Origin of the sequence: Mitsuaria chitosanitabida ATCC BAA-476 = NBRC 102408 (assembly GCF_001598255.1) — a bacterium.
Classification (GTDB): domain Bacteria; phylum Pseudomonadota; class Gammaproteobacteria; order Burkholderiales; family Burkholderiaceae_C; genus Roseateles; species Roseateles chitosanitabidus.
This window is the reverse complement of sequence record NZ_BCYP01000026.1, coordinates 157,723-181,968: the sequence shown is the minus strand read 5'-3', so window position 1 is coordinate 181,968 and position 24,246 is coordinate 157,723. Positions and strand designations below refer to the sequence as shown.

Below are 24,246 nucleotides of genomic sequence, written 5' to 3'. Positions count from 1 at the left end.
CGTCACCGTTGGCCGCTCACCCGCCCAGCCCGAGCAGCCGCATGTCGAAGAGCCGCTCGATCAGCCACACGACGGCGATCGCGGCGACGACGCAGGACCCCGCGCCCAGCACCCAGCGCGGATAGCCGCGCCAGCAGCGCGCGGCCCAGGCTAGCGGCACCAGCACGGCGACGATGGTGAGCTGCCCGGCCTCCACGCCGACGTTGAAGAGCACCAGCGGCAACGCCAGGTCCGCGCGGTCCAGCCCCAGATCCTTCAGCGCGCTCGCGAATCCGAAACCATGCACCAGCCCGAAGGCGAAGGTCAGGCGCCAGCGGGTCTCGACCAGCACCGGCTTCAGGTTGTTGAGCGCGGCCAGCAGCACGCTCAGCGCGATCAGGCTCTCGACCCAGCGCGACGGTGGATTCAGCACATCGAAGACGGCCAGCCCCAGGGTGATGGAATGCGCGACGGTGAACGCGGTCACGACGCCCAGCACGCGCCACAGCGCGGGCCGCCAGGCGTCGGCCGGTCGCCACGCGCCGGACTCGCGCGTCAGCACCGACGGCAGCAGCAGCGCGACCAGGAACAGCACATGGTCGATGCCGATCCAGATGTGATGCACGCCGTCCAGGAAGATGCCGGCCGATCCTTCTTGGGCGGGTGCGCCCGGATCCTGCGCGCCGCCGCCGGCGGCCGGGCCGAGACTCAGCCGCAGGTCCGCGCCGCCGGGCACGATCACCGCCGGCTTCATCGCGCCGCCCGAGGCCCTCGCCAGGATGCCCCGGTGCGTCGGATCGGTCACCGCGAAGAGCGTGTAGGCCAGCGTCGCGTCCGCCGGTGCCGACGCGCAGGTCCAGGTCCGGGTCAACACCGCGTAACGGCCGTCGCTGTGCTGCTCCAGCTGAAGCGGCGCGAACGGTCCCGGCGCGCACACCGCGCCCCCACCGTCCCGCACCGTCAGGCGCACATCGCGGTCGGCGAGCGCCTCGATGTCAGGGATGCGCTCGCGCACCTCGCCCCAGCGCAGCAGCCCGTCGTCATCGGCGTCCAGGACCAGATCGCGGTCGAGGTCACGCAAGGCCACGTCCAGGCGCAGCGTGACGACCTTGGCCTGAACGTCGAGCCGCAGGTAGGCATCGCTGGCCTTGTGGGCCCAGACGTCGCCCGCGCCGAGCATCCCCGCGGCTGCGACGACCGCCGTCAGGGCTGCCGATGCGGTGGCCGATGCGGTGGTCCACGCGGCGACCCATGCGGAGCGCCGTCGCGCCAGGTCCCGGCGTCGCGGCACCGTCATCCCGGCTCCCCCAGACGCCGATCCCGCAAGGACTGGTCGCGGACGAAGACGCGCACCGGCTCGGCCCGCTCGGGTTGCTTCGCGGCGCGCGCGGCCCGCAGCAGCAACACGGCGTCGGCGGGTTCGCGCTGCAGCGTCCAGTTGAGTTCCGCCTCGCGCAAGGCCAGCGGCGCGTCGTCGAGCACATCGAGCGCGAAGCGCGCGCGCTCACGCGCGTGGCTGGGGTCGCCGCGCACCGCGGCGGCATCGAAGCGTTCCTGCATCTCCGCCCTCGCCTGCGACGTGGCCGGATCCGAGGCGCGCCGCCACGCGATGGCCAGGCGCAGCAGCAGCGCGTCGGGCAAGGCGCGCAGCATCGGACCGATCTCCTTCGGCTGACCCGCGCGGACGACCTCGGCCGCTTCGGCCGGCCGGCCCGCGTCGAGCAGCCAATCGGCGTAGGCGGCGCGGACATAGAGGCCATCGTCCTGCCGCAAGGCACTCGCGTAGAGCGCCCCCGCTTCGGGCAAGCCTTGCCGCTCGGCGAGTTCGGCGCGCAGCAGCGCGAGCCAGGCATGCGGCGCCTGTGGAAGGCGGTCGAGTTCCGCCAGGCGGTGACGCGCGTCGGGGTCCCGCCCTTGCAGGCTGTCGAGTTCCGCGAGGCAGGCCAGCCCGTGCGGCAGCGCGAGCGGCGGCGCGGCAAGGCGCTCGCACCCCGCCCTCGCCTCGTCCCAACGGCCGCGCACCTGCAGCACGCCGGCCCGCGTCAGTTCCGCCTGGGCGCGCAGCGCCGGCTGCAGGCGCCGATCGGCGAGCAGGCGATCGAGTTCCGCCAGCGCGGGATCGAACTCGTGCCGCGCCTGCAGGACGACGGCCTTGAGCAGCCGCGCGACGGCCGGCGCCTGGGGATCCGACCACCAGGGCTGCAACCAGGCCTGCGCGGTGCCCAGGTCGCGCGGATCGCCGAAGCGACGCGAGCGCTCGATGGCCTCGCGCGCCGCGCTCACCGCCAGACCGAGATCGCGGGGCTGCTGGATCAGCGCCCGCTGCTCGGCGCGCTGACGAGCCCGCTCCGCCGCCGAGCCGGCGCGCAGCGGCAGGCGCTCCACGATCTCGTCATCCTGGCGCGGCGTGACCGGCGCGGCCGTCGCCGTCGCGGCAGCCAGCGCGACGAGCACGGCGACAGCCGCAGGCGTGCCTGCACTCGCAACGGCAACCGCAACCGCAGTGGCAGTCGTGGCCATGACCCGAGCTGCTGCTGCGAAGGCGACCCGCGCGAGGCGAGCGAGCGGCGCGGGCATGGCTTCCCGCGCGGGCGTCAACTCACCGGCACCGGTTCATCGGTCTCGCTGCTGGGCGCGACCGTGACGTTGTCGGCTGTCAGCGGCTCCGCGGTCTCGCTGGTCGACTGGGAGGTCGTCAGCGTGAACTGCGTGTAGGCCATCGACGATCCGAGCGCGCTGTCCGGCACGGAGGCGCTGGTCACGCCGCCGCCCGACATGCCGCCGGAGTCGCTGCCGCCGCCGCAGCCCGCCACCAGGGCGGCGGCGGCCGCGATGGCGGAGATCGCCAGCACGGAAGGCTTGGAGGACTGGGTCATGATCGGCTCCTCGCTCACTGCGTACCGCCGATGGGCGTGTACAGGTAGGGGAAGGCGGGCAGCAGCGGAACGACCGCCTGGTCGACCGCGTCATGCAGCTTCAGCGAGGTGGCGCCCAGCGGCACCGCCGACGGCTTGCACGCCGTGCCGAAGCCCAGCGCGTCGTTGTCGCCGTTGGCGATGCACAGGCCGCCCATCATGGCCACCAGCGAGATGTCCACGATGTCGTCCTTCGGGCGACGTCCGTTGGGGAAGCCGGCGTTGTCGCCGCCCTGCGCGAGCAGGTTGCCCACGATGCCCAGCCGGTTCTGCTGCGCGAAGGGCACCGCGGCGATGGCGGTGTTCAGGCGCAGCGCCTCCGAGGCCACGACGTTGGCGGGCTGGTTCACGCCCTTGATGCCGGTCAGGAAGGTGGTGACGAGGTCGTTGCGCGGCAGGTTGGTCGGTGCCGCGTTCGACAGCCCCAGCACCGTCGAGATCAGCGCCGGCAGGGTGGGGTTGGTGACGTAGGCGGCGAACTGCGCGTCGTCCTTGGGCTTGGACGCGTTGAAGCGGTCCTTGTCCGGCAGGCCGATGACCACCTCGTTGACCAGGGGCATGCCCAGGCGCGACACCTGCACCCAGGCGCCGCCCGCCTTGTCGTTGCTCTGGTGACCGGGCTTGGGCGCCGGATCGATGATGCGGGCCTGGCGCAGGCTGGCCGTGGTCCAGCCGCCGATCACGGTCTCGCTGCCGGCGACCAGGCAGCTCTTGTGCACCTCCAGCGCCAGCGTCGTCACGTTCTTCCCGTCGAGCGTGTTGGGCGCGGCGTTGATCAGGGTCGGGTCGGTGAGCACCCCGGCCGGGGCGTTCACGAGGTCGAAGATCACGCCCAGGTTGACCGCGAAGGGGTCCTTGCGCTGGCCGACGAAGACCTTGGCCGGCTGACTGCAGCCGGGGATGTTGACGGTGTAGATGTGCTTGGCCGCGTAGGCCGCGTAATCGGCGATGGTCTTCTTGCCGATGTTGTCGACCGGCTTGTCGAAGCTGGTCGCGCCACTGGAGGCGTTGGTGATCGAGGCGCGCGTGCCGGAGCGCCGGTCACCGCGCACGATGTCGACCGTGTAGCTCTCGTTGAGGTTGAGGCTGGCCGCCTTGGGGTCGGCGACCGGGCCGGACTGGATGAGCGGGATCGGCACGGTCTTGTCGCCGATGGTCAGGGCCGTGCCCTTGAGCGAGTTCTTGAACCGGAACTGGAAGGTGATGTCTTCCTTCGCGTCGCCGTTGTTGTCGACGTGGATCTCGTAGAGCGCGTTCGGATCGAGCGAGAAGTAGTTCGGGCCGCCATACGGATCCTGGAGCGGCTCGTAGTTGGCGATGAGCGTGACGTAGTCCGTTCGACCGGCCTCGTAGCTCATGAACATGTAGAAGTCCGACGCGTCCACCTTGGGGACGGTGGTGATGAAGGGCGCCTCGCGGTGACTGGACGCGAAGGCCATGCCGGCGCACAGGGCGCTGGCGGCAAGCAGCCCGACGCGCAGCGGCGTCGCCGATGGGGAAGCGATCATGGGGGCTCCTCGGTGGTGCGGGAACGAAGGGGCGCCCGACGACGGTCGGACGCCTCCCCGCCGCTATACGCACGGCGAGAGCCGGTGGATGCATCGCCCCCCGATTCTTTTCTTCCGACCGCCTCAGGCCGGCAGCAGCCCCCGGCCCTTGAGCATCGGCTCGACCCGGGCGTCGCGGCCGCGGAAGGCGCGGTAGGTCGCGCCCGGCTCGCGGCTGTTGCCCACGGACAGGAGGTTGTCCAGCACCGACTGCGCGACCGTCTTGTCGAACGGATCGCCCGCCTCGACGAAGGCCTCGAAGGCGTCGCACTCCAGCACCTCGGCCCAGAGGTAGACGTAATAGCCCGACGCGTAATACGCGCCCGAGAACAGATGCTGGAAGTGCGTCAGCCGATGGTTCATGCCGATCGCGTCCGGCAGGCCCAGGCGGGCCAGGGTGTCGCGCTCGAACTCGACGACGTCCGGTACCTCGGCGCTCTCCAGCGCGTGGATCTCCAGGTCCACCAGCGCTGACGCGCAGTAGCGCACCGTCTCGTAGCCCTGGTTGAAGGTCGCCGCGGCCTTGAGCTTGGCGAGCAGCGCGTCGGGCAGCGGCTCGCCGGTCCGGTAGTGCCGGGCGTGCTGCTTGAGCACCGCCGGCTCGGCCATCCAGTGCTCCATCAGCTGCGAGGGCAGCTCGACGAAATCGCGCAGCACCTGCGTCCCCGACAGGCGCTCGAACTCCACGTCGGACAGCAGCCCGTGCAGGCCATGGCCGAACTCGTGGAAGAGCGTGCGCACGTCGTCGAAGGACAGCAACGTGGGCTCGCCGGCCGCGCCCTTCGCGAAGTTGTTGTAGTTCAGGATGATGGGCAGCGCGTCGATGCCGTTGCGGGCCTGCCAACGCAGCGCGTTCATCCAGGCGCCGCTGCGCTTGGTCGGCCGCGCGAAGTTGTCCTGCACGAAGATCCCGCGCAGCGCGCCGTCCTCGCCGCGGACCTCGTGGACCTGGACGTCGGGGTGATAGCCCGCGACCTGCGGCTGCGCGACGAAGCGCAGGCCATAGAGCCGCTGCGCGCAGTCGAACATCGCCTGCACCATCGCGTCCAGCGGGAAGAAGGGCTTGATCTGCGCCTCGTCCAGCTCATAGCGCTGCTGGCGCACCTTCTCCGCGTAGAAGCGCCAGTCCCAGGCCTCGATCTCCAGGTCGTGGCCGAGCTGCGCCCGCACCTCGTCGAGCATGGCCCGCTCGCGCGCGGCGGCGGCCTTGGCCGGCTCCCAGACCTGGTCCAGCAGGCCGCGCACGGCGGACTGCCTGCTGGCCATGGTGTCGGCCAGCGCGTAGTCGGCGAAGCAGCGATGGCCGTGCAGCGCGGCCTGCTCGCGGCGCAGGGTGAGGATCTCGCGGACGAGCTCGCGATTGTCCGTGGCGCCGGTGCCGGCACCGCCGTCGCCACGGCCGATCCAGTGGCGCCAGGCCTGCTCGCGCAGGTCGCGGCGCTCGCTGAAGCTCAGGAAGGGCACGATCAGCGAGCGCGACAGCGTCACCACATGCAGGCCCTCCTCGGTCAGCCCGCGATCGAGCGCGGCCTGGCGCGCGGCGGCGCGGACGAAGTCCGGCAGGCCGGCCAGCTCGGCCTCGCCGCGCAGCTGCAGCTGGTAGCCGCTCTCGTCGGCCAGCACGTTCTGGGCGAAGCGGGTGTGCAGCTCCGCCAGCTGTTCCATGATGGCCGCGTAACGGGCGCGAGCGTCGCCGCTCAGGCGGGCGCCGGCGCGGACGAAATCCAGGTGGATGCGTTCCAGCAGGCGCAGCTGCTCGGGCGTCAGGCCCAGGGACTGGCGCTGCTCGTGCAGCTGCTCGACGCGGGCGAAGAGCGCGGCGTCCATGTAGATCGCATTGCCGTGCGCGGCCAGGGGGGCGGCCAGTCGGCGGGCGGCGGCGCGCAGCTCGTCGGAACTGGCGGACGAGCTCAGCGTCGAGAACAGGTGCTCCAGCGCGGTCAGCGCGCGGCCGCTGCGGTCGAAGGCGGCGATGGTGTTGTCGAAGCTCGGAGCGTCGGTCTGCGCGGCGATGTCGCGCAGCTCGGCGCGGTGCTCGGCGAGCGCGGCGTCGAAGGCGGGCTCGAAATGCTCGGCGCGGACGGCGTCGAAGGGCGGCAGGCCATAGGGGCCGGTCCAGGCGCTGAGCAGCGGGTTGGCGTGATCGGTCATCTTGTCTCCTGGTCTTGTTTGTTGGGTGGGCGCTTGAAGACCCTCTCCCCTGCCCTCTCCCGCGAGCGGGAGAGGGAGAAAGTCAGCGGGAGAAGGTGGGGTGAGGGGGGTCCGTGAAGTCGCTCACTGGACCTGCGCCGAGCCCGGCGCCTGGTCGCGCGGATCGGTGAAGAGCTCGCCCACGTCCACCGGATCGAAGACGTAGTGGTTGCCGCAGAACTCGCAGCCGATCTCCACGCCGCCCAGCTCGGTCAGGATCTCGTCGACCTCCTGCCGGCCCAGGCCCAGCAGCATGCGGCCCACGCGCTCGCGCGAGCAGGTGCAGGCGAAGCGCGGCGACTGCGGCTCGAAGCGGCGCATGGTCTCTTCCCAGAACAGGCGACGCAGGATGGTGTCGGTGTCCAGCGTCAGCAGCTCGTCCGAGGTCAGCGTCGCGGCCAGCATCGAGATGCGGTTGTAGGCGTCCTCCATCTCCTCGCGGGCGATGCCGGACACCGCGCCCGCTTCCAGGTTGCCCTCGCCCTCGATGGGCAGGCGCTGGATCAGCAGGCCGGCGGAGACCTCGCCGTTGGCGGCCAGCACCAGCGTCGAGTCCAGCTGCTCCGACTGGCGCATGTAGTGCTGCAGCACCTCGCTGAGCTTCTCGAGCGGCTGGCCCTCCGGGCCGTTCAGCGGAACGATGCCCTGGTACGGCTGCTGGCCCGGCAGGCGGTCCTTGGGATCGAGCATGATCGCGCAGCGGCCCTGGCCGTGCACGTTGAGCATCTGCTGCAGCGAGGTGCCCTCGGCGACCTCGCCGCGGGTCTTGGCCGTGGCGCGGAAGGACATGTCGGGCTGGACCTCGGCCACCGCCAGCTTCAGCGGACCGTCGCCCATGACCTGGAAGATCAGCGCGCCGTTGAACTTGATGTTGGCCTGCATCAGCACGCCGGCCGCCGTCATCTGGCCCAGCAAGTCCCGCACGGCCGGGGCCAGCGGCTCCTTGCGGCGGCCGACCAGGTCCTTCCAGCCGCGGTCCAGGCGCACCAGCACGCCGCGCACGGGCAGGCCCTCGAACAGGAACTTGTGCAGTTCGTCGGGAGCGGCGGGCTTGGGCGTGGAGGTGGTCATCTTGAAATCCTGGAGTCGAACTGTTCGAGTTTTGGGGCGATCGGCGCGCCTGCAAGGCCCGGAGGGCCCGGAAGGGCTGCCCGCGGGCGAGGAGCGCCGCGGCGCAAGCCGATAATTCTACGAATGGAACTACGAACCGGCGCCTTGCAGGCCCTTCTGATCCGGGACCCGCAGGAGAAAGCGCAGGCGGCCCGGGCGCTGTACGACCGCGCCACGGCCGGCGAGCGCGACGCCGCCCCGCTGGACACGGCCGCCCGCCTCACCCCCGACACCGATCCGCCCGGCCGCCCGGAGCGGCCGCGTCTGGTCGAGGCGGTGAAGGTGGCCTCGCGCTCCCCGTTCACCGTGGACGGCCGCGCCGCGCTGCTCCACGCCATCGCCCACATCGAGTTCAACGCCATCAACCTGGCGCTGGACGCGGTCTGGCGCTTCCCGGGCCTGCCGCGCGATTTCTACTTCGACTGGCTGCAGGTGGCGGCCGAGGAGGCGCTGCACTTCTCGCTGCTGGAGGCCCACCTGCGCACGCACGGCAAGCAGTACGGCGACTTCGACGCCCATGACGGCCTGTGGTCCATGGCGCGGCGCACCGAGGGGGACGTGCTCGCCCGCATGGCCCTGGTGCCACGCACGCTGGAAGCCCGCGGCCTGGACGCGACGCCGCCGCTGCAGGCCAAGTTCGCCAAGGCGGGCGATCAGCGCGCGGTCGAGATCCTGGCCATCATCCTGCGCGACGAGGTCGGCCACGTGCGCATCGGCAACCGCTGGTACCGCCACCTCTGCCAGGAACGCGGACTGGACCCGATCGCGCTCTATCCGCAACTGGTCGAGCGTTTCGAGGCACCCAGGCTGCGGCCGCCGTTCAACCTCGACGCGCGCAGCGCGGCCGGCTTCAGCCCGGAAGAAATCGCCTATCTCAGCTCATGAAGGCTGACGCGCGCCGGCCATCGTCCGGCGCGTCCGCCGTCCCGCACACTCCCGACCCATGACCCGCATCCAAGCCAACCTGCTGCTGACGCTCATCGCCATGATCTGGGGCTCGGCCTTCGTCGCCCAGGCCCATGGCATGGAGAGCCTCGGGCCGATGATGTTCACCGGCATCCGCTTCCTGATCGGCGCGCTGGTGGTGTTCCCGCTGATCCTGCGCGAACGCCGCGCCCCGGCCGCGACGCCGCTGCGCGGCGCCGACGTGCTCAAGATCGCCGGCCTGGGCGGCCTGCTCACGCTGGGCGCCGCGCTGCAGCAGATCGGCATCCAGTCCACGACCGTCACCAACGCCGGCTTCCTGACCGCGCTCTACGTGCCGCTGGTGCCGCTGCTGGGCTGGGTGCTGCTGCGGCACCTGCCGCACTGGTCGGTGTGGCCGGGCGCGGCGGCCTGCCTCGTCGGCGCGTTCCTGCTGTCGGGCGCGCACGAGCTCAACGTCGGCCTGGGCGACGCCTGGGTGATCGCCTCGGCCCTGCCCTGGGCCGTGCACGTGCTGCTGGTGGGCATGGTCGCGGACCGGATGAACGCGCCCTTCACCGTCGCGGGCGGGCAGTTCCTGTTCTGCGGCATCGCGGCGCTGGCCTGGGCGCTGGGCTTCGAGGCCTGGCGCTGGGACGGCATCGTCGCCGCGGCGGGCCCCCTGCTCTACACCGGCGTGCTGTCGGTGGGCGTGGCCTTCACCGCGCAGGTCGTGGCGCAGCGCTACGCGCACGCCGCGGACGCGGCCATCATCCTGTCCTCCGAGACCCTGTTCGCGGCCGTCTTCGGCTACCTGCTGATGGGCGACCGCCTCAACGGTGCCGGCCTGCTGGGCTGCGCGCTGATCCTCGGCGCGATGCTGCTGATCCAGCTGCTGCCGATGCTGCGCGTGCTGCGGCCGCGCGCGGCCTGACGCCCGCCCCGATCGACTCCTCCCGCCCCCGCGACGCTCCGGCATCATCCCGACCCATGTCCAGCACCTCGCCCGATTCCGGCTCGTCCGGTCACACCGCCGACGCCGGCGACCACCACGCGCACCACGCGCCGCTGTGGGCCTATGCCAGCCTGGCGGCCAGCACCAGCGTGATCGGCAGCTATGTCGGCCTCTCCAAGCTGCTGGTGCTGGTGTTCCCGGTCTTCCTGCTGGCCTTCCTGCGCTTCGGCATGGCGGCGATCTTCATGCTGCCCTGGCTCAAGCGTGGCCCGACCGAGCCCCCGCTGACCGGACGCACCCGCGTCCTGCTCTTCCTGGAATCCTTCTTCGGGAACTTCCTGTTCTCGATCTGCCTGCTGTTCGGCATGAAGCACAGCTCGGCGGTGGTCGCCGGCGTGATCATGGCGGGCATCCCCGCGACGGTCGCGCTGATGAGCTGGCTCTTCCTGCGCGAGCGCATCGCGCCGCGCACGGTCGCCGGCATCGCCCTGGCCGTGGGCGGCATCGCGCTGGTGGCCGTCAACAAGTCCGGCGCCAGCGCCGGCGGCGAGACCTCCGGCTGGGGCGCGCTGCTGCTGGTGGGCGCCATGTGCTGCGAGGCCTCCTACGTCGTCATCGGCAAGCGCCTGGCCGCCGACCTCTCGCCGCGCCGCATCAGCGCGCTGATCAACCTCTGGGGCCTGGTGCTGGTGACGCCGCTGGGGCTGTGGCAGGCGATGGACTTCAGCTTCTCGGCCGTCGCGCCCAAGGACTGGGGCCTGCTGCTCTTCTACGCCATCGCCGCCAGCACGGTCACCGTCTGGCTCTGGATGCGCGGCCTGCGGCACGTGAGCGCCGCCAAGGCCGGCGTCTTCATGGTCTTCCTGCCGATCTCGACCGCCATCATCGGCCTGGTCTTCCTGGGCGAACGCCTGAGCGGCGTCCAGGCGCTGGCCTATGCCCTGGCGCTGGCCGGCGTGATCCTGGCGACCTGGCCGGGCCAGGCGCGGCGCGCCTGACGGCGATCTCCGCATCCGGGCGACGGGGCGGGCGAGACGGCCGTCCCGGGCCGGGGCATTAGGGACTTCACCGGTCTGCGTGTAGTTCTACTACCAATGTAATACCATTTAGGGATCCGGCCGCTGCCCTCGGCCACCAGATCCACCCGGTGCCGCCCCCAACGCAGGGGCGCCCCACCGCTTGCAGTCGAACCTCGTGACACCTTCTTCCCTGTCGAACGACCTTCCCGTGACCCAAGCGGACTGGGAGTCCTGGATCGACGGCTGGTATGCCCAGCTGCGTCAGCCGGTGCGTACCGGTGTCAGTCCTTTGGCCACCCGGCCGGCTCCGGATGGTCCCGGTACCACGACACAAGCCCCGCGCGTGCTGGTCTTCGCGCCGCATCCGGACGACGAGTGCATCGTCGGCGCCCTGCCCTTGCGCCTGCGTCAGGAGGCAGGCTGGCAGGTGATCAACATCGCCGTGACCCTGGGCAGCAAGCAGGAACGCCGCGCCGAGCGCTGGACCGAGCTCAGCGCCGCCTGCGACGTGCTGGGCTTCGACCTGCGGTTGCTGTCGGTCGACGGCTTCGAGCAGGTCAAGCCGGACGCCGCCGAGGCGCGCACCCCGCTGTGGCAGGAACAGGTCAGGCTGGTCGCCGAGCTGCTGGCCGCCGAGCAGCCCGCGCTGATCCTGGTGCCGCATGCGGGCGACGGCATTCCGACGCACATCGGCGTGCACCTGCTGGTCACCGAGGCGCTGCGCCAGGCCCGGGCCAGCACGGTGATGGCGCACACCGAGTTCTGGGCCACCCAGCCCGCCCCGACCGCGCTGGTCGAGACCGGACGCCGCGACACCGCCCTGCTGGTGCGCGCGCTGGCTTGCCACCATGGCGAGGTCGCCCGCAACCCCTACCACCTGCGCCTGCCGGCCTGGATGGCCGACAACGTCCGCCGCGGCGGCGAGCTGATCGCCGGCCCGGGCGAGGCGCCGCCCGACTTCGCCTTCGGCACGCTGTACCGCATGACGCGCTGGGTCGACGGCGCGCCGGTGGGCGATCTGCCCGCCGCGCAGTTCCCCGCGGACGTGCCGCTGGACACGGGCAAGTTGATCGGCGGCTGATCGCTCCCGCACCGGTGCGCCGCGGGCCGGCGCTCCGTCCGGTCCGTCCGGCCGTCGGCGGCGGCTTGCCGCTCGGATCCCGATCGGCTCGCGGCCAGAACGCCAGCTCATCCCCGCCCTCGCATTCGGCATACGTGCCACAGCCGCGCCGCGCACGCATCGGCGCGGCGCGGGCCTATGCTTCGCGCTTCCTTCCGAGACACCGTCCCCAGCCATGAGCGACTCCGCCGCCACCGCCCACCCCACCCATCTGCGCATCCACCAGTTCGCCGGCCTGAAGCCGGGTCCGCGCCTGCTGGTGTCGGCGGCCGTGCACGGCAACGAGGTGGCCGGCGTCGGCGCGATCCAGCGCGTGATGGCGATGCTGGACGACGGGTCGCTCACGCTGCTCAAGGGCACGCTGACGATGATCCCCATCGTCAATCCGCTGGCCCACCGCCTGCAGCGCCGCGAGGGCGAGCGCAACCTCAACCGCAACCTGCGCGTGAACCCGATTCCGCAGGACTTCGAGGACCGCATCGCCAACCAGCTCTGCCGCTGGATCGCCCAGAACGACGTGATGCTGGACCTGCACAGCTTCAACAATCCCGGTCCCGCCTTCGCGATGCTGGGACCGCGCGACAACGATGGAGATCTCGAGCCCTTCCGCCACCAGGCCGCCGAGAGCGCCCTGGCCCTGGCCGTGGGCACGGGCCGCATCGTCGAAGGCTGGCTGTCGACCTACGCGCTGGGCCTGAAGCGCCGCGCGGAGAAGGCCGGCGACGGCTCGCGCAAGATGGCGCTGCAGCAGGACCCGCACTACGGCGTCGGCACGACCGAATACATGCGCAGCACCGGCGGCTACTGCATCACCCTGGAATGCGGCCAGCACGCCGACCCGCAAGGCCCGGAGGTCGCCTTCAAGGCGATCCTGCGCACGCTGGTGCTGCTGGGCATGGTCGCGCCGGCCAGCGTCGACCTGGCCGATCCGAAGCGTCCGGTCGAGCTGCTGCAGCTCTACGAGGTCATCGATCGCGAGAGCCCGGACGACCGGTTCGAGCGCGCCTGGGCCAGCTTCGACGCCGTCGCCGAGGGCGAACGCATCGGCACGCGCGCCGACGGCACGCCGGTGCTGGCGCCCTTCGGCGGCCGCATCGTCTTCCCCAACAACAACGCCGAGCCCGGTCACGAGTGGTTCTACCTGGCAAAGCCCAGCGACCGCGTGTTGACTTGAGCGGACGGCTAGAGTCGCGGGCATGAACGACACCACGCCCGCTTCCTCCGCCGCCTCGGCGCCCACCACCGGCAAGCTCGAGCCGCTGCGCATCGATTTCGTGTCCGACGTCGCCTGCCCCTGGTGCGCGGTGGGCCTGAAGTCGCTGGAGACGGCGCTGGCCCGCGTGCCCGAGGTCCAGGCCGAGCTGCACTTCCAGCCCTTCGAGCTGAACCCGCAGATGGCGCCCGAGGGCGAGGACATCGACGAGCACCTGACCCGCAAGTACCGCTCCACGCCGGAGCAGCGCACCCAGATCCGCGGCCACCTGCGCGAGCGCGGGGCGGCGGTGGGCTTCACCTTCACCGAGGGCGCCCGCAGCCGGATCTGGAACACTTTCGACGCGCACCGCCTGTTGCACTGGGCCGGCCTGCAGTCGGCGAAGGCGCAGCACGACCTGAAGCTGGCGCTGCTGACGGCGTATCACACGAACGGAAAGAACCCGGGCGACCGCGAGGTGCTGCTGGAGACCGTCGGCGCGATCGGCCTGGACAAGGCCGAGGCCGCCCGCGTCTTCGACAGCGGCGAGTTCGCCGAGGACGTCCGCGAGGCCGAGTCCTTCTGGCTGGGCCAGGGCATCAGCTCGGTCCCGTCGGTGGTGATCAACGAGCGCTACCTGATCTCGGGCGGCCAGCCGCCGGAGGCCTTCGAGCAGGCGCTGCGGCAGATCGCCGCCGAGCAGCAGCAAGCGCAATCCTGAACGCAACGGGGATGACCCGTTGCCGTGACGGTCGCCAGACCTGAGACAATCCGCCCATCGTTTTGAACGGGGCCCGCGTCGTCCGCGTGGCCCCGTTGTCTTTCTGTCGTCGGAAGTCGTTTCGAGATGTTCAAGAACCTGATCGTTTACCGCCTGGCCAATGATTGGCAGCCCAATGCCGAGAAGCTCGAGGACGCGCTGGAGCAGGAGCGCTTCAAGCCCTGCGGCGCCACCGAGGCGCTGTCGGCCGGCTGGGTCCCGCCGCGCGGCGAGCCCGGCGCCCGTCTGCTCGAGGAGATCGACGGTCACTGGCTGCTGAGCCTGCGCATGGAAAAGCGCGTGCTGCCCGGCTCGGTGGTGCGCGAGCATGTCGAGGAGATGATGGAGAAGATCGAGCTGGAGACGGGTCGCCGTCCCGGCAAGAAGCAGCAGCGCGATCTGAAGGAACAGGCCACGCACGAGCTGCTGCCGCGCGCCTTCACGCTGCAGTCGCATCTGCGGGTGTGGATCTCTCCGAAGCAGGGCTTCCTGATGGTGGACGCGGGCTCGATCGGCAAGGCCGACGAGCTGATCACGCTGCTGGTCAAGGCCGATTCGTCGATCAACCTGCACCTGCTGCAGAGCGCGGAATCTCCCGCGGCGTGCATGGCGGCGTGGCTGATGGATGGCGTCCCGCCGAAGGACTTCGTGATCGACCGCGATTGCGAGCTGAAGGCCGCGGACGAGATGAAGGCGGCGGTGCGCTATGCCCGCCACAACCTGGACACCGACGAGGTGAAGGCCCATCTGACCAGCGGCAAGATGCCGACGCGTCTGGCCATGACCTGGAAGGAGCGGGTGTCGTTCACGCTGACGGACACGATGCAGATCAAGGGCATCAAGTTCCTGGACGTGGTGTTCGACGGCCGCGACAAGCCGGCGAAGGACGAGGCGTTCGACGTCGACGCGGCGCTGGCCACGGGCGAGCTGTCGCAGCTGATCCCCGATCTGATCGAGGGCCTGGGCGGCGAGCTGGACTTCATCGGCCAGTCGGCCAAGATCGCGGCGGAACACGCGCCCGGCGGCGCGAGCGCCCCGAAGGCGGCATCGCCGGCGAAGGATGAGGATCTGGCGACGGAAGCTGCGCCCTGGGATTGAGGCGAGGGGCTGCAAAGACCCTCACCCCCGCCCTCTCCCGCAAGCGGGAGAGGGAGAGAGAAGGCACCGAGTTCATCGGACATCTGAAGCCAGCGAGCACATCGACTCCCTCGCCCGCTCGCGGGAGAGGGAGTGAGTCCGGGCAGCGACCGAGGCTGTCGGCAACGACGCTCGGTGCGGCATGACTCCCTCGCCCGCTTGCGGGAGAGGGCTGGGGTGAGGGTCTTCGGGCGACCCGCAGGCCCCTGACCCCTCAGAACAGATCCTGCTGTTCCCCCGCCTGCTGCCCCGTGGCGCGCGCCTCGATCGCGAGGATCTTCAGCTTCGTCGCCACCCCGCCGGCCGCCGAGAACCCCGTGAGATTCGCCGCCTTCCCGGCGCTCGGCGCACCCATCACGCGATGGCAGGGCACGATCGGCGCGAACGGGTTGTGCCCCTCGGCCCGCCCGACGGCACGCGCGGCGCCCGGCTGGCCGACGCGGGTCGCGACCTCCCCGTAGGTCAGCGTCTGCCCCACCGGAATCCGGCGCGTGAGCGCCAGCACCTCCCGGTCGAACGGCGCGAGCCCGCTGTCATCGAGCTCGATCTCCAGCAGATCCCGTGGCTCGCCCTCCAGCAGCGCCCGCACACCCGTGCAGGCATTGCGCACCGCCCCGGGCAATTCTTCGAACACGGTCACCTCCCGCCCCGCCGGGAACCTCACCCGCATGCGATCCCGCGTCGCGGAGGCGCTCTCCTCCGGCAATTGCGAGCCCACGATGCCGCGCTCGGTCCACGCGATGCCGCAATGGCCGAGCACCGTCGGATAGCAATGGAAGAAGACCTGCGGTGCCATGGCCCGATGCTGATCCGCGCGGCGGTCAGTCCGTGACAGGAGCCTGGAAGGCGGGATGCTGGCTGGCGATGTCGGCGGCCTCGGTGCGCGCCGCGGTGGCGAGCCGGTGGACTTCACGCGGCGACAGGTGCTTGAGCTTGTGGTCCGACCACACCTGACGCCAGCGGCGCGCGCCCGGCAAGCCGTTCCAGAGCCCCAGCGCATGGCGCATCGCCTGCGCCCAGGGGCGGCCCGCGGCGACCACCCGGTCCAGGTAATCGAGCCAAAGATCTTCCAGCGCCTCACGACTGCCCACCGGCGACGCGCTCGCGCCGAAGAAGCGCTGGTCCCAGCGCGCCATCTGCCAAGGCTCGTGATACGCCTGCCGGCCGATCATCACGCCGTCGACGTGCTCCAGCTGCGCGGCGATCTCGTCATCGGTCTTGAGCCCGCCGTTGATCGCGATCGTCAGCGACGGGAACTCCTGCTTGAGCCGATGGACCAGCTCGTAGCGCAGCGGCGGGATGTCGCGGTTCTCCTTCGGAGACAGGCCTTGCAGCCACGCGTTGCGGGCATGGACGATGAAGACCTCGCACCCCGCCTCGGCGACCTGGCCGACGAAGTCGCGCACGAAGTCGTAGCTCTCGATCTTGTCGATGCCGATGCGGTGCTTGACGGTGACCGGGATGGCCACCGCGTCCCGCATGGCCTTGACGCCATCGGCGACGAGCGCGGGCTCGGCCATCAGACAGGCGCCGAAAGCGCCGCGCTGGACGCGCTCGCTGGGGCAGCCGCAATTGAGGTTGACCTCGTCGTAGCCCCACTGCTCGGCCAGCTTGGCGCAGGCCGCGAGGTCCGCCGGCTCCGAACCGCCGAGCTGAAGCGCGACCGGGTGTTCCTCGGCGTTGAAGTCGAGATGGCGCGGCTTGTCGCCATGCAGGATCGCGCCGGTCGTCACCATCTCGGTGTAGAGCAGCGTGTGGCGGGTCAGCAGGCGGTGCAGGTAACGGCAGTCGGCCGTCGTCCAGTCGAGCATGGGCGCGACCGACAGGCGCCAGGGGGAGAACGTCGCAGACATAAGGGCGCGATTATCCCGCGCCCGTCCTCAACCCTGGGGATCCCCTGCCCCGCCTGACGTATCGCCGTCATGAAGCGCTGTCTATAACTGCTGGGTTTGCTTCAGGAGACCCCCATGCGCTTCCGCAAGACCGACCATGGCCTGACCGTCACCGTCGTCGCCGGCACCTACGTGGTGACCCTGGGCATGGACATGGCCCAGGCCGACACCACCGGCCTGCTGGGCTTCGCCATCCGCCGCACCGACCCGGCGGAGGACGAGTCCTACTGGCTCACCGGCATGCGCACCTTCGAGGCCTCCTACCCCAATCCGCCCGACGGCGCCCTGGTCTCCACGCAGGAGCACCCCATCCAGGACTTCCTCTGGAGCGACTTCACCACCAAGCCGGGGCGCGACTACCTCTACGAGATCATCCCCGTCACCGGGAAGCCGAAGAACCTCCGCTACGGCGACGGCGTGCGCATCGAGATCGCGACCGAGCCCGAGGAACTGCCCGCCGGTCACGCCGCCGGCCCGGCGCATGCGATCTACTTCAACCGCGGCGTGATCGGCAGCCAGGCCTATGCCCGCAAGTGGCAGGTCGCGCCCAACCAGCTCAAGGGCGAGGCGCGCGACGACGCGATGGCCTGGCTCTCCCGCGGCCTGGACGAGGCCATCCTGCGCTACATCGGCCAGGCCGACAGCGCGCGCTTCTCGCTGCGCGCCGCGGTCTACGAGTTCGACTACGAGCCCGTCATCGCCGCCTTCCAGAAGGCCCGGCAGTTGGGCGCCGACGTGCGCATCGTCTACGACGCGCGCGTCGCGCTCAGCCGCCAGGGCGTGCCCGACAAGGAGCAGAAGGCCCGCGTGGCCCGGGTCGACGCGCTGCTCGGCGAGTATGGTCTGAGCGACGTGGCCATCCCCCGCCGCAGCGATCCCTCCTACATCGCCCACAACAAGTTCATCGTGCTGCTGGACCAGGGGCACCCTGTGGCCGTCTGGACGGGCTCCACCAACTTCACCGAGTCCGGCATCTACGGCCAGTCCAACGTCGGTCACCTGGTGCGCGACCCGGCCCTCGCGCAGCAGTACCTGGCCTACTGGACCGAGCTGTCCGGCGATCCGGACAACGTGCCGCTGAAGGCCTCGAACGCCGAGGCCACGCCCACGCTGGTCGACGTGCCGCCGCCGGGCGGCGTGACGCCGATCTTCAGCCCGCGCGGCGGCCTGGCCCAGTTGCGCTGGTATGGCTCGGCGCTGGACAGCGCCGAGCTGATGACCTGCTTCACCGGCGCCTTCGGCATCAACCAGGTCTTCCTGGACGTGTTCAAGCAGGACAAGGACTACCTGCGCTACGTCTTCCTCGAGAAATGGGGCGTCAACGCCAAGACCGCCGAGGCCACCGAGCAGGCGCTGGGCCGGGACCACGACATCCAGGTCGCCGTGGGCACCACGCTGCCGGCCGACGCGCTCTACCACTGGCTCGGCGAGCAGGCCAACACCCTCAGCAGGAACGTCAAGTACACCCACACCAAGTTCATGCTGGTCGACCCGTTGGGCCAGGATCCACTGGTCATCACCGGCTCGGCCAACTTCAGTGACGCCTCGACGACCGACAACGACGAGAACATGCTGGTGATCCGTGGCGACCGACGCGTGGCGGACATCTACACCGGCGAGTTCATGCGGCTCTGGCGCCACTACAACTTCCGCTACATCGTCACCACGGTGGACGCCAAGAGCGGCGAGCCGCGCCACAACTATCTGGCGCCCGATGCCAGCTGGGTCGCCGGCTTCTACAAGCCGGACGGGATCAAGACCAAGCGCCGGCTGGCCTTCGGCGCCCAGGTGGCGGTGGACTGACGCCGTACGGCGGGCACGGACCGATCGATTCGGGGAAAACACCGGTGGGGGGAGGCACCCCGAATGCCCCTCACCGGCCATGCGCTCCTCCCTCTTCAGGCCGATTCGCGGCGCGGGGAATGCGCGGACAGTGATCCCATCCCGATCGCCACTCCGTGAGGTGCCCGATGCCCGCGTATCCGCTCCGCGACGACCACGTCCGCCCCGGCACCGCCGCGTCCGGCCGGCATGAGTCCGCCCTGCCCGCCCGGCCTGATCTGCCCGATCCGACCGGTCTGCGGGCGCGGTTCGACGGGCATGGGTCGGCCGACGCCGCCAACGCGCCCGCCGTCACCACCGGATGGCCCGCGATCGGCCCGCTGAAGGACGCGCAGTTCGACTGGATGCGGGTGGCGTTCTCGCCACGCGGCGGGCTGCTGCACAGCGAGGAATGCCAGCGCCGCCTGCGCCAGCAGACGGATCAGCCGGTCTCCCGCCTGGCGCGGGCCATCGTCTCGCGCGCGCTGCTGAGCCTGAGCTGGGACGGCGACACCTGGATCCCCGCCTTCCAGTTCGCCGAGGACGGCCTCAGCGTGCGCCCCTGCTGCGCCCAGGTCTTCGAGGAGCTCGGCCCCCTCTTCGACGACTGGGAACTGGCCTGGTGGTTCGCCGTCCCCAACGCCTGGCTGGGCGGCGCGGCGCCGGTGGACCGGCTCGACGACCCGGCCCTGCTGCTGCACGCCGCGCGCGCCGACCGCTTCATCGCGCGCGGCTGACACGACCTGACCCCAGCCCGCGGTCCCCGCGACGCGTCGGGCGCTCAGATCCGGGCCGCTGCCCCGACCATGCGGGCGCTGTGCGCCGCTTCCGGGCGCAATCCCCGTCATCGATCCGTTCAGCCGCGTGCGACGCGACCGGCTAGACCATTTCCTCATCGCGATCCGGCATATCGATACGCCAAAAGGTTTCTCCGCGGCCGACGCCGCCTTCCCTAGAGTGAAACCCTGATGGCGATCCACCACAGGCCCTCCGGCGCACGCCCCGCGCGCCGCACGGCGATCGCCCGGTCCACCTCCACACGCAAAGAAGAATGCATCCGCGTCTGAAAGCCGTCTCCTTCGCCGTCGCCACGCTGCTGGCCGGCGCCGCCTCCGCCCAATCCGCCACGCACATCGCCGTCACCGACGCGCCGGATGCCCAGAGCGCCACCGCCGACGCGCCCGCCAGCACCGCGCTGTCGCGGGTCACCGTGCAGGGCGCGCGCGTGCGCGAGCTGCCCATCAGCAGCGGCGCGCTGGGCGCCCGCACCGATCTGGAGACGCCCTTCTCCACCCGCCAGGTCACGGCCGAGGACCTGGACGCGCGCCAGGTGAAGTCGCTGGGCAAGATCTTCGCGAACGACGCGTCGGTGATGTCGCTGGGCGACACCTTCTCGTTCAACGCCTACTCGATCAATGTGCGCGGCATCCCGCTCGACGACTACAACGGCTACAAGATCAACGGCCTGCCGTTCTTCATGACCACCGTCGAGCTGCCGGTCGAGAGCTTCGAATCGGTACAGCTGCTCAAGGGCTCCTCCGGCTTCATGTACGGCTTCGGCGCGCCCGGCGGCATCATCAATTTCGTCACCAAGAAGCCGACCGACAAGACGCTGTTCAGCGCCGACCTGGGCTACCGCTCCGACGGTGTCTTCAGCGAGCACATCGATGCCGGCGGCCGCGTCGGCGACGACCGCCGCTTCGGTTACCGCCTCAACCTGACCCATGAGCAGGGCGACACGTACAACGGCGCGAACGTGCAGCGCAACTCGGGCTCGCTCGGCCTCGACGCCAGGCTGACGTCCGCGCTGACCTGGACCGCCGACGCGATCTACCAGTCGCGCCGCGTCAAGGGCGGCGTCCAGGACTTCTTCCTGGACGACTTCAACGGCGACACCTTGCCCAAGGCCCCGAGCGGCCGCAAGAACCTGGGCGCGGCCTACGACAACACCTTCTTCAACTCCAACGTGTTCTTCGTCTCCAGCGGCCTGCGCTGGCAGATCGACCCGAACTGGAGCGCCAAGGTCGACGTCAGCCGCAGCCAGGACCGCCGTCGCTACTCGGGCCAGTGGATGGGCCTGCTGAACGGGGCCGGCGACTACACCGTCTACCTCAACAAGGCCCAGGGCGCCGCGACCTACGAGCAGGCGCAGGCGCTGGTCGAGGGCGAGTTCACCGCCGCCGGCCTGCGTCACCAGGTCACGCTGGGCCTGGCCTGGCAGGGGCTGAACAAGCAGACCGTGCCCAAGTCGCTCTACACGCCGATCGGGCAGGAGAACCTCTACGCGCCCATCACCCCGCTGAGCTGGAACGGCAGCTACGACGACTCGCTGCAGTATCACAACTACCACTCGGCGCAGAAGGCGGTCTTCGCCAGCGACACGGTGCAGTTCAGCGAGCAGTGGTCGGCGCTGCTGGGCCTGCGCTACTCGGACTACGACCAGACCTCGTTCAACACCGCGGGCACGGTCACGAACCAGTACCACAAGACCCCGGTGACGCCGACCGTGGCGCTGATGTTCCGGGCGCGTCCGGACACGCTGCTGTACGCGAGCTACGTCGAGTCGCTGGAGCAAGGCAGCACCGTCGGCCAGACCTACGTGAACAAGGACGAGGTGCTGGCGCCGCTCAAGAGCCGCCAGTACGAGATCGGCGCCAAGCACGAGGGCCGCGACTGGGGCGCCACCGCCGCGCTGTTCGAGATCGATCGCGGCGCGGAGTACGCCAACGCGCAGAACGTCTACGTGTCCAACGGCCAGATCCGGCTGCGGGGCGCGGAGCTCAACGGCTACTGGAACCTGCCGGCCGGCCTGCGCCTGACGGGGAGCGCCGCCTGGACCGCCGGCAAGTACCGCGAGACGGATGCGGAGCTGGTCGGCCATCGCCTGGAAGGCATCCCGAAGTGGCAGGGCTCGATCGGCGCGAGCCAGAAGATCCCGGGCGTGGAAGGTCTGTCGGCCAACGCGGAGCTGCACTACTACGCGCGCTTCGACGCGGACTCGGCCAACAAGTACAAGCTGCCGGGCTACTCGACGGTCAACCTGGGCGTGAGCTACGAGACGCAGATCGCCGCGCATCCGGTGACGCTGCGCGCGGGCGTGGACAACGTGTTCAACCGCAACTACTGGGGCTTCCTGCAGTCGGGCTACACCTTCGTCGGCGCGCCGCGCACGCTGGGCGTGAACGCGAAGATCGAGCTGTGAGGCCCGCGGCGCGGTCGCTCCCCGACCGCGACCGCGCCCCCGGCGGCGATCGCCGCCACGGCCCGTCCTGAACGGGCCCCACGGATGTCGAACGGGCATCGACAGGCGCCGACCCGGTGCCTGTCGAGCAGGGGCCGTCGCCGATCGCGACGGCCTCGCCCCCTTTCGGCTTCAGGCTTCAGGCTTCAGGCTTCAGGCTTCAGGCGCCCGGCGTCAGGTCTCAGGCCTCAGGCGGCCGGCAAGGCCTCGGGCGGCAGACCGGCGACGGCTCGCGCCCACATGCGCCGATAGAGCGCCTCCAGATCACGCGCGAACGCGGGCGAATCCACCCAGGGGCGCACGACCGGCCGGCCCTGCGGCCACGGCCCTTGCGCGAGCTCGACGGCCTTGGCGAGGTAGTCCCGCGGCGTGTCGAGGACCAGTTCGGCCAATCCGGCCGCCTCCAGGAGGCTTTGCGCGACGCGGCCGGCGAAGCCTTCCCCGCGCACCGTCAGCACCGGCACGCCCGCCGCGAGCGCGTCGCTGGTGGTCGTGTGACCGTTGCAGGGCCAGGTGTCGAGCGCCAGGTCCGCGGCGCCCAGCCGTCGCCAGTGGTCGGCCATCGGCACCGGCGGCATGAAGACGAGACGGCCGGGATCGACACCGCGCCGGGCCGCTTCCTGCCGCAGCTGCTCATCCGCCTGATCGCCGCCGCCCAGTTGCCACAGCAACGCGCGCGGGACCTGATGCAGGATGCCCATCCACGCGTCGAAAACGCTGGGCGTGATCTTGTAGACCGGGTTGGCGCCCAGCAGCACGAAGGCGTCCTCGGGCAAGCCGAGCGCCGCGCGGGAGGGCGCCGTGGATCCGTGCATCGCGGTCTCCGGCATCGAGCGGTCTTTCGTCAAGCCCGCGCGCGTCGAATCCCCCGGCTGGTAGCAGCGCGGCAGTTGCGCGATCCGCTCGCTGTAGGCCGGCGCGTCGGCGAGCGGCGTCACGACGCGGTCGCCGACGATGTAGTCGATGAAGTCGGCGCCGCAGGTGCCGGGGAAGCCCAGCCACGAGACCTGCACCGGCGCGGGTCGGCAGGCCAGCGCCGCGAAGCGGGTGCCGGCCGTGTGGCCCTTGAGGTCGACCGCGATGTCCACCCCCTCCGCCCGCATGCGCGCGGCGATGCCGGCGGGGTCGAGCTCGGTCACGTCGATGAAGCGGTCGCAGGCGGCGCGGATGCGCCGTTGCAGCACCGAGCCGTCGTCCGGCCCATGCGAGAACAGCAGCACCTCGAAGCCATCGCGGTCGCGCGCTTCCAGGGTCTCGACCAGCAGCGCGGCCGTCGCATGCGCGTGGAAGTCGCCCGAGAGATAGCCGATGCGCAGCCGCTCGCCCGGCGCCTTCGCTTGCGCGCGCCCCGCGGGCAGCGGCTTCAGACCGCGGCTCAGGAAGCGCGCGCTCATGCGGCCGACCTTCAGCAGATCGGCGGGCGCGTGCGGCAGTCCGACCAGCGTGAAGGGGACGCCGAACTCGTCGGCCGCGTCCTCGGGCTTGGCGCGGATGGCGGCCTCGAGCGCGCGCAGATTGGCGTCGAAATCCTGCCAGCGCGCGCATTGCTGGTCACCGTGCGCCTGATAGGACTGGGCCATCACGCTGTCGGGCTGCAGCGCGGCCACGGTGCGGAAGCACTCGGCGGCCTCGGCCTTCATCTGGAGCGATTCGAGCGCGAAGGCGAGTTGCAGGTAGGCATCGACATCGTCGATCTTCAGCGCGAGCGCCTGCATCAGCGGCGCCACCGCGTCCTGCGGCCGGCCGCTGCGACGCAGCGATTCGCCGTAATGGCGCTGGAGCTCGTTGGACGGGAGGTGGGCGAATGGGGCGAGCAGCTCGACGGCCTGCGCGTAGCGCTGCCGCCCCATCTCCGCCAGCGCGGCCTGCAGCAGGTCCTGCAGCGAGTTCATGCCCGGACCTGCCCGGCGGGCACGGCGCGCATGACCTGCCGTACGCCATGAACGCGAAGAGCTGAACGCGGATGGATCCTCATGACTCGCTTCCCTGAAATGGCGCGCCGCCTCGAGCGGGCGGCGCGGGGGGATTGTCGGCGAACTCCGTCGCCACGAGGTCATCCGCGGCGCCGCCGCGTCCGGGTCGAGGCCGGCGGATGGGCCAGGCCATCGCAGTAGTCGAAGACCTCCTGAGTGAGTCGCATCTGCTCCGTCCCCAACGGTCCCGTCACCGTCGCCGTCATCTCGTAGTCGGAGAGCTCACGCAGCTCGCGCTGACGCAGCAGCAGCTTCGCCAACTCCCTGGACTTCTCGCGCTGCGACTTCGAGCATTGCCCGCTGGGATTCTCCAGTCGATCGATCAGCTGCTGATGCGCCCCGCCCCGGATCCTCGAAGGGGCCCCTGGTGCCGGCAAGGACTGCTCCCATTGCAGACATCGCTGATAGCTTGCGTAGTACGCACGGCTGGTGGTGGTCCGGACCCGCGCCTCCGGATAGGACCTCATCAGACTCCACGCGTCCCGAAACATG

Annotated in this window: 20 protein-coding genes; 10 read left to right on the top strand and 10 right to left on the bottom strand. The window is 70.7% G+C overall.

Annotated elements, in window-relative coordinates:
- Window positions 1–16 precede the first annotated feature (16 nt).
- The 6 genes from MCHT01_RS17485 to hslO form a co-directional block, all read right to left on the bottom strand.
- On the bottom strand, window positions 17–1,276 hold the full coding sequence (locus MCHT01_RS17485) for a HupE/UreJ family protein (protein WP_148661584.1): 1,260 nt from the start codon (window positions 1,274–1,276) through the stop codon (window positions 17–19).
- Entirely contained in the window at window positions 1,273–2,433 is a 1,161-nt protein-coding gene (locus MCHT01_RS17480) for a hypothetical protein (RefSeq protein WP_067066827.1), read from the bottom strand. Before MCHT01_RS17480 ends, MCHT01_RS17485 begins: the two co-directional genes overlap by 4 nt.
- A 140-nt stretch (window positions 2,434–2,573) precedes the next feature.
- A complete protein-coding gene (locus tag MCHT01_RS17475) occupies window positions 2,574–2,855 on the bottom strand; it encodes a hypothetical protein (protein WP_067066825.1) in 282 nt (93 codons plus the stop codon).
- Window positions 2,856–2,869: 14 nt separating this feature from the next.
- On the bottom strand, window positions 2,870–4,402 hold the full coding sequence (locus MCHT01_RS17470; RefSeq protein ID WP_067066823.1) for a DUF4331 domain-containing protein: 1,533 nt from the start codon (window positions 4,400–4,402) through the stop codon (window positions 2,870–2,872).
- 123 nt (window positions 4,403–4,525) lie between these two features.
- Window positions 4,526–6,592, bottom strand: coding sequence for a M3 family metallopeptidase (locus MCHT01_RS17465; RefSeq protein ID WP_067066821.1), 2,067 nt, complete (start codon window positions 6,590–6,592; stop codon window positions 4,526–4,528).
- A 123-nt stretch (window positions 6,593–6,715) separates the two neighbouring features.
- A complete protein-coding gene (gene hslO / locus MCHT01_RS17460; RefSeq protein ID WP_067066819.1) occupies window positions 6,716–7,702 on the bottom strand; it encodes an Hsp33 family molecular chaperone HslO in 987 nt (328 codons plus the stop codon).
- Between the two features lie 123 nt (window positions 7,703–7,825).
- Here hslO and MCHT01_RS17455 point away from each other — a divergent pair, with 123 nt between their 5' ends.
- The 7 genes from MCHT01_RS17455 (at window position 7,826) to MCHT01_RS17425 (ending at window position 14,788) form a co-directional block, all read left to right on the top strand.
- Window positions 7,826–8,626 (top strand): ferritin-like domain-containing protein, encoded by an 801-nt coding sequence (locus tag MCHT01_RS17455; protein WP_067066817.1) that lies wholly within the window; start codon window positions 7,826–7,828, stop codon window positions 8,624–8,626.
- A 58-nt stretch (window positions 8,627–8,684) separates the two neighbouring features.
- On the top strand, window positions 8,685–9,578 hold the full coding sequence (locus tag MCHT01_RS17450) for a DMT family transporter (RefSeq protein WP_067066815.1): 894 nt from the start codon (window positions 8,685–8,687) through the stop codon (window positions 9,576–9,578).
- Window positions 9,579–9,634: 56 nt separating this feature from the next.
- Window positions 9,635–10,597 (top strand): DMT family transporter, encoded by a 963-nt coding sequence (locus MCHT01_RS17445; RefSeq protein WP_084452857.1) that lies wholly within the window; start codon window positions 9,635–9,637, stop codon window positions 10,595–10,597.
- Window positions 10,598–10,826: 229 nt separating this feature from the next.
- Window positions 10,827–11,699 carry a PIG-L deacetylase family protein gene (locus tag MCHT01_RS17440; RefSeq protein ID WP_169806152.1) on the top strand — a complete coding sequence of 291 codons (873 nt, stop codon included), beginning with the start codon at window positions 10,827–10,829 and terminating at the stop codon, window positions 11,697–11,699.
- A 214-nt stretch (window positions 11,700–11,913) separates the two neighbouring features.
- Window positions 11,914–12,912, top strand: a complete 999-nt coding sequence (locus tag MCHT01_RS17435) for a succinylglutamate desuccinylase/aspartoacylase family protein (protein WP_067066812.1) — start codon at window positions 11,914–11,916, stop codon at window positions 12,910–12,912.
- Between the two features lie 22 nt (window positions 12,913–12,934).
- The gene (locus tag MCHT01_RS17430) at window positions 12,935–13,651 is read left to right on the top strand and encodes a DsbA family oxidoreductase (protein WP_067066810.1); all 717 of its coding nucleotides are present in this window, start codon (window positions 12,935–12,937) and stop codon (window positions 13,649–13,651) included.
- Window positions 13,652–13,777: 126 nt separating this feature from the next.
- Window positions 13,778–14,788, top strand: coding sequence for a recombination-associated protein RdgC (locus MCHT01_RS17425; protein WP_067066808.1), 1,011 nt, complete (start codon window positions 13,778–13,780; stop codon window positions 14,786–14,788).
- Window positions 14,789–15,041: 253 nt separating this feature from the next.
- On the opposite strand, the gene MCHT01_RS17420 is transcribed toward MCHT01_RS17425, so the two are convergent.
- Window positions 15,042–15,623: a methylated-DNA--[protein]-cysteine S-methyltransferase gene (locus MCHT01_RS17420; protein ID WP_067066806.1), complete on the bottom strand. Its 582-nt coding sequence runs from the start codon at window positions 15,621–15,623 to the stop codon at window positions 15,042–15,044.
- 25 nt (window positions 15,624–15,648) lie between these two features.
- Complete coding sequence (gene dusA, locus MCHT01_RS17415; RefSeq protein ID WP_067066804.1) at window positions 15,649–16,680, bottom strand: tRNA dihydrouridine(20/20a) synthase DusA; 1,032 nt, start codon at window positions 16,678–16,680, stop codon at window positions 15,649–15,651.
- A 114-nt stretch (window positions 16,681–16,794) separates the two neighbouring features.
- Here dusA and MCHT01_RS17410 point away from each other — a divergent pair, with 114 nt between their 5' ends.
- The 3 genes from MCHT01_RS17410 (at window position 16,795) to MCHT01_RS17400 (ending at window position 21,742) form a co-directional block, all read left to right on the top strand.
- Window positions 16,795–18,522, top strand: coding sequence for a phospholipase D-like domain-containing protein (locus MCHT01_RS17410; RefSeq protein ID WP_067066802.1), 1,728 nt, complete (start codon window positions 16,795–16,797; stop codon window positions 18,520–18,522).
- 167 nt (window positions 18,523–18,689) lie between these two features.
- Window positions 18,690–19,277 carry a hypothetical protein gene (locus MCHT01_RS17405; protein WP_067066801.1) on the top strand — a complete coding sequence of 196 codons (588 nt, stop codon included), beginning with the start codon at window positions 18,690–18,692 and terminating at the stop codon, window positions 19,275–19,277.
- Window positions 19,278–19,591: 314 nt separating this feature from the next.
- Window positions 19,592–21,742: a TonB-dependent siderophore receptor gene (locus tag MCHT01_RS17400; RefSeq protein WP_067066799.1), complete on the top strand. Its 2,151-nt coding sequence runs from the start codon at window positions 19,592–19,594 to the stop codon at window positions 21,740–21,742.
- A gap of 227 nt (window positions 21,743–21,969) precedes the next feature.
- On the opposite strand, the gene MCHT01_RS17395 is transcribed toward MCHT01_RS17400, so the two are convergent.
- Entirely contained in the window at window positions 21,970–23,673 is a 1,704-nt protein-coding gene (locus tag MCHT01_RS17395) for an O-linked N-acetylglucosamine transferase, SPINDLY family protein (protein WP_067066797.1), read from the bottom strand.
- Between the two features lie 161 nt (window positions 23,674–23,834).
- Complete coding sequence (locus tag MCHT01_RS17390) at window positions 23,835–24,221, bottom strand: hypothetical protein (protein ID WP_148661583.1); 387 nt, start codon at window positions 24,219–24,221, stop codon at window positions 23,835–23,837.
- Window positions 24,222–24,246 lie beyond the last annotated feature (25 nt).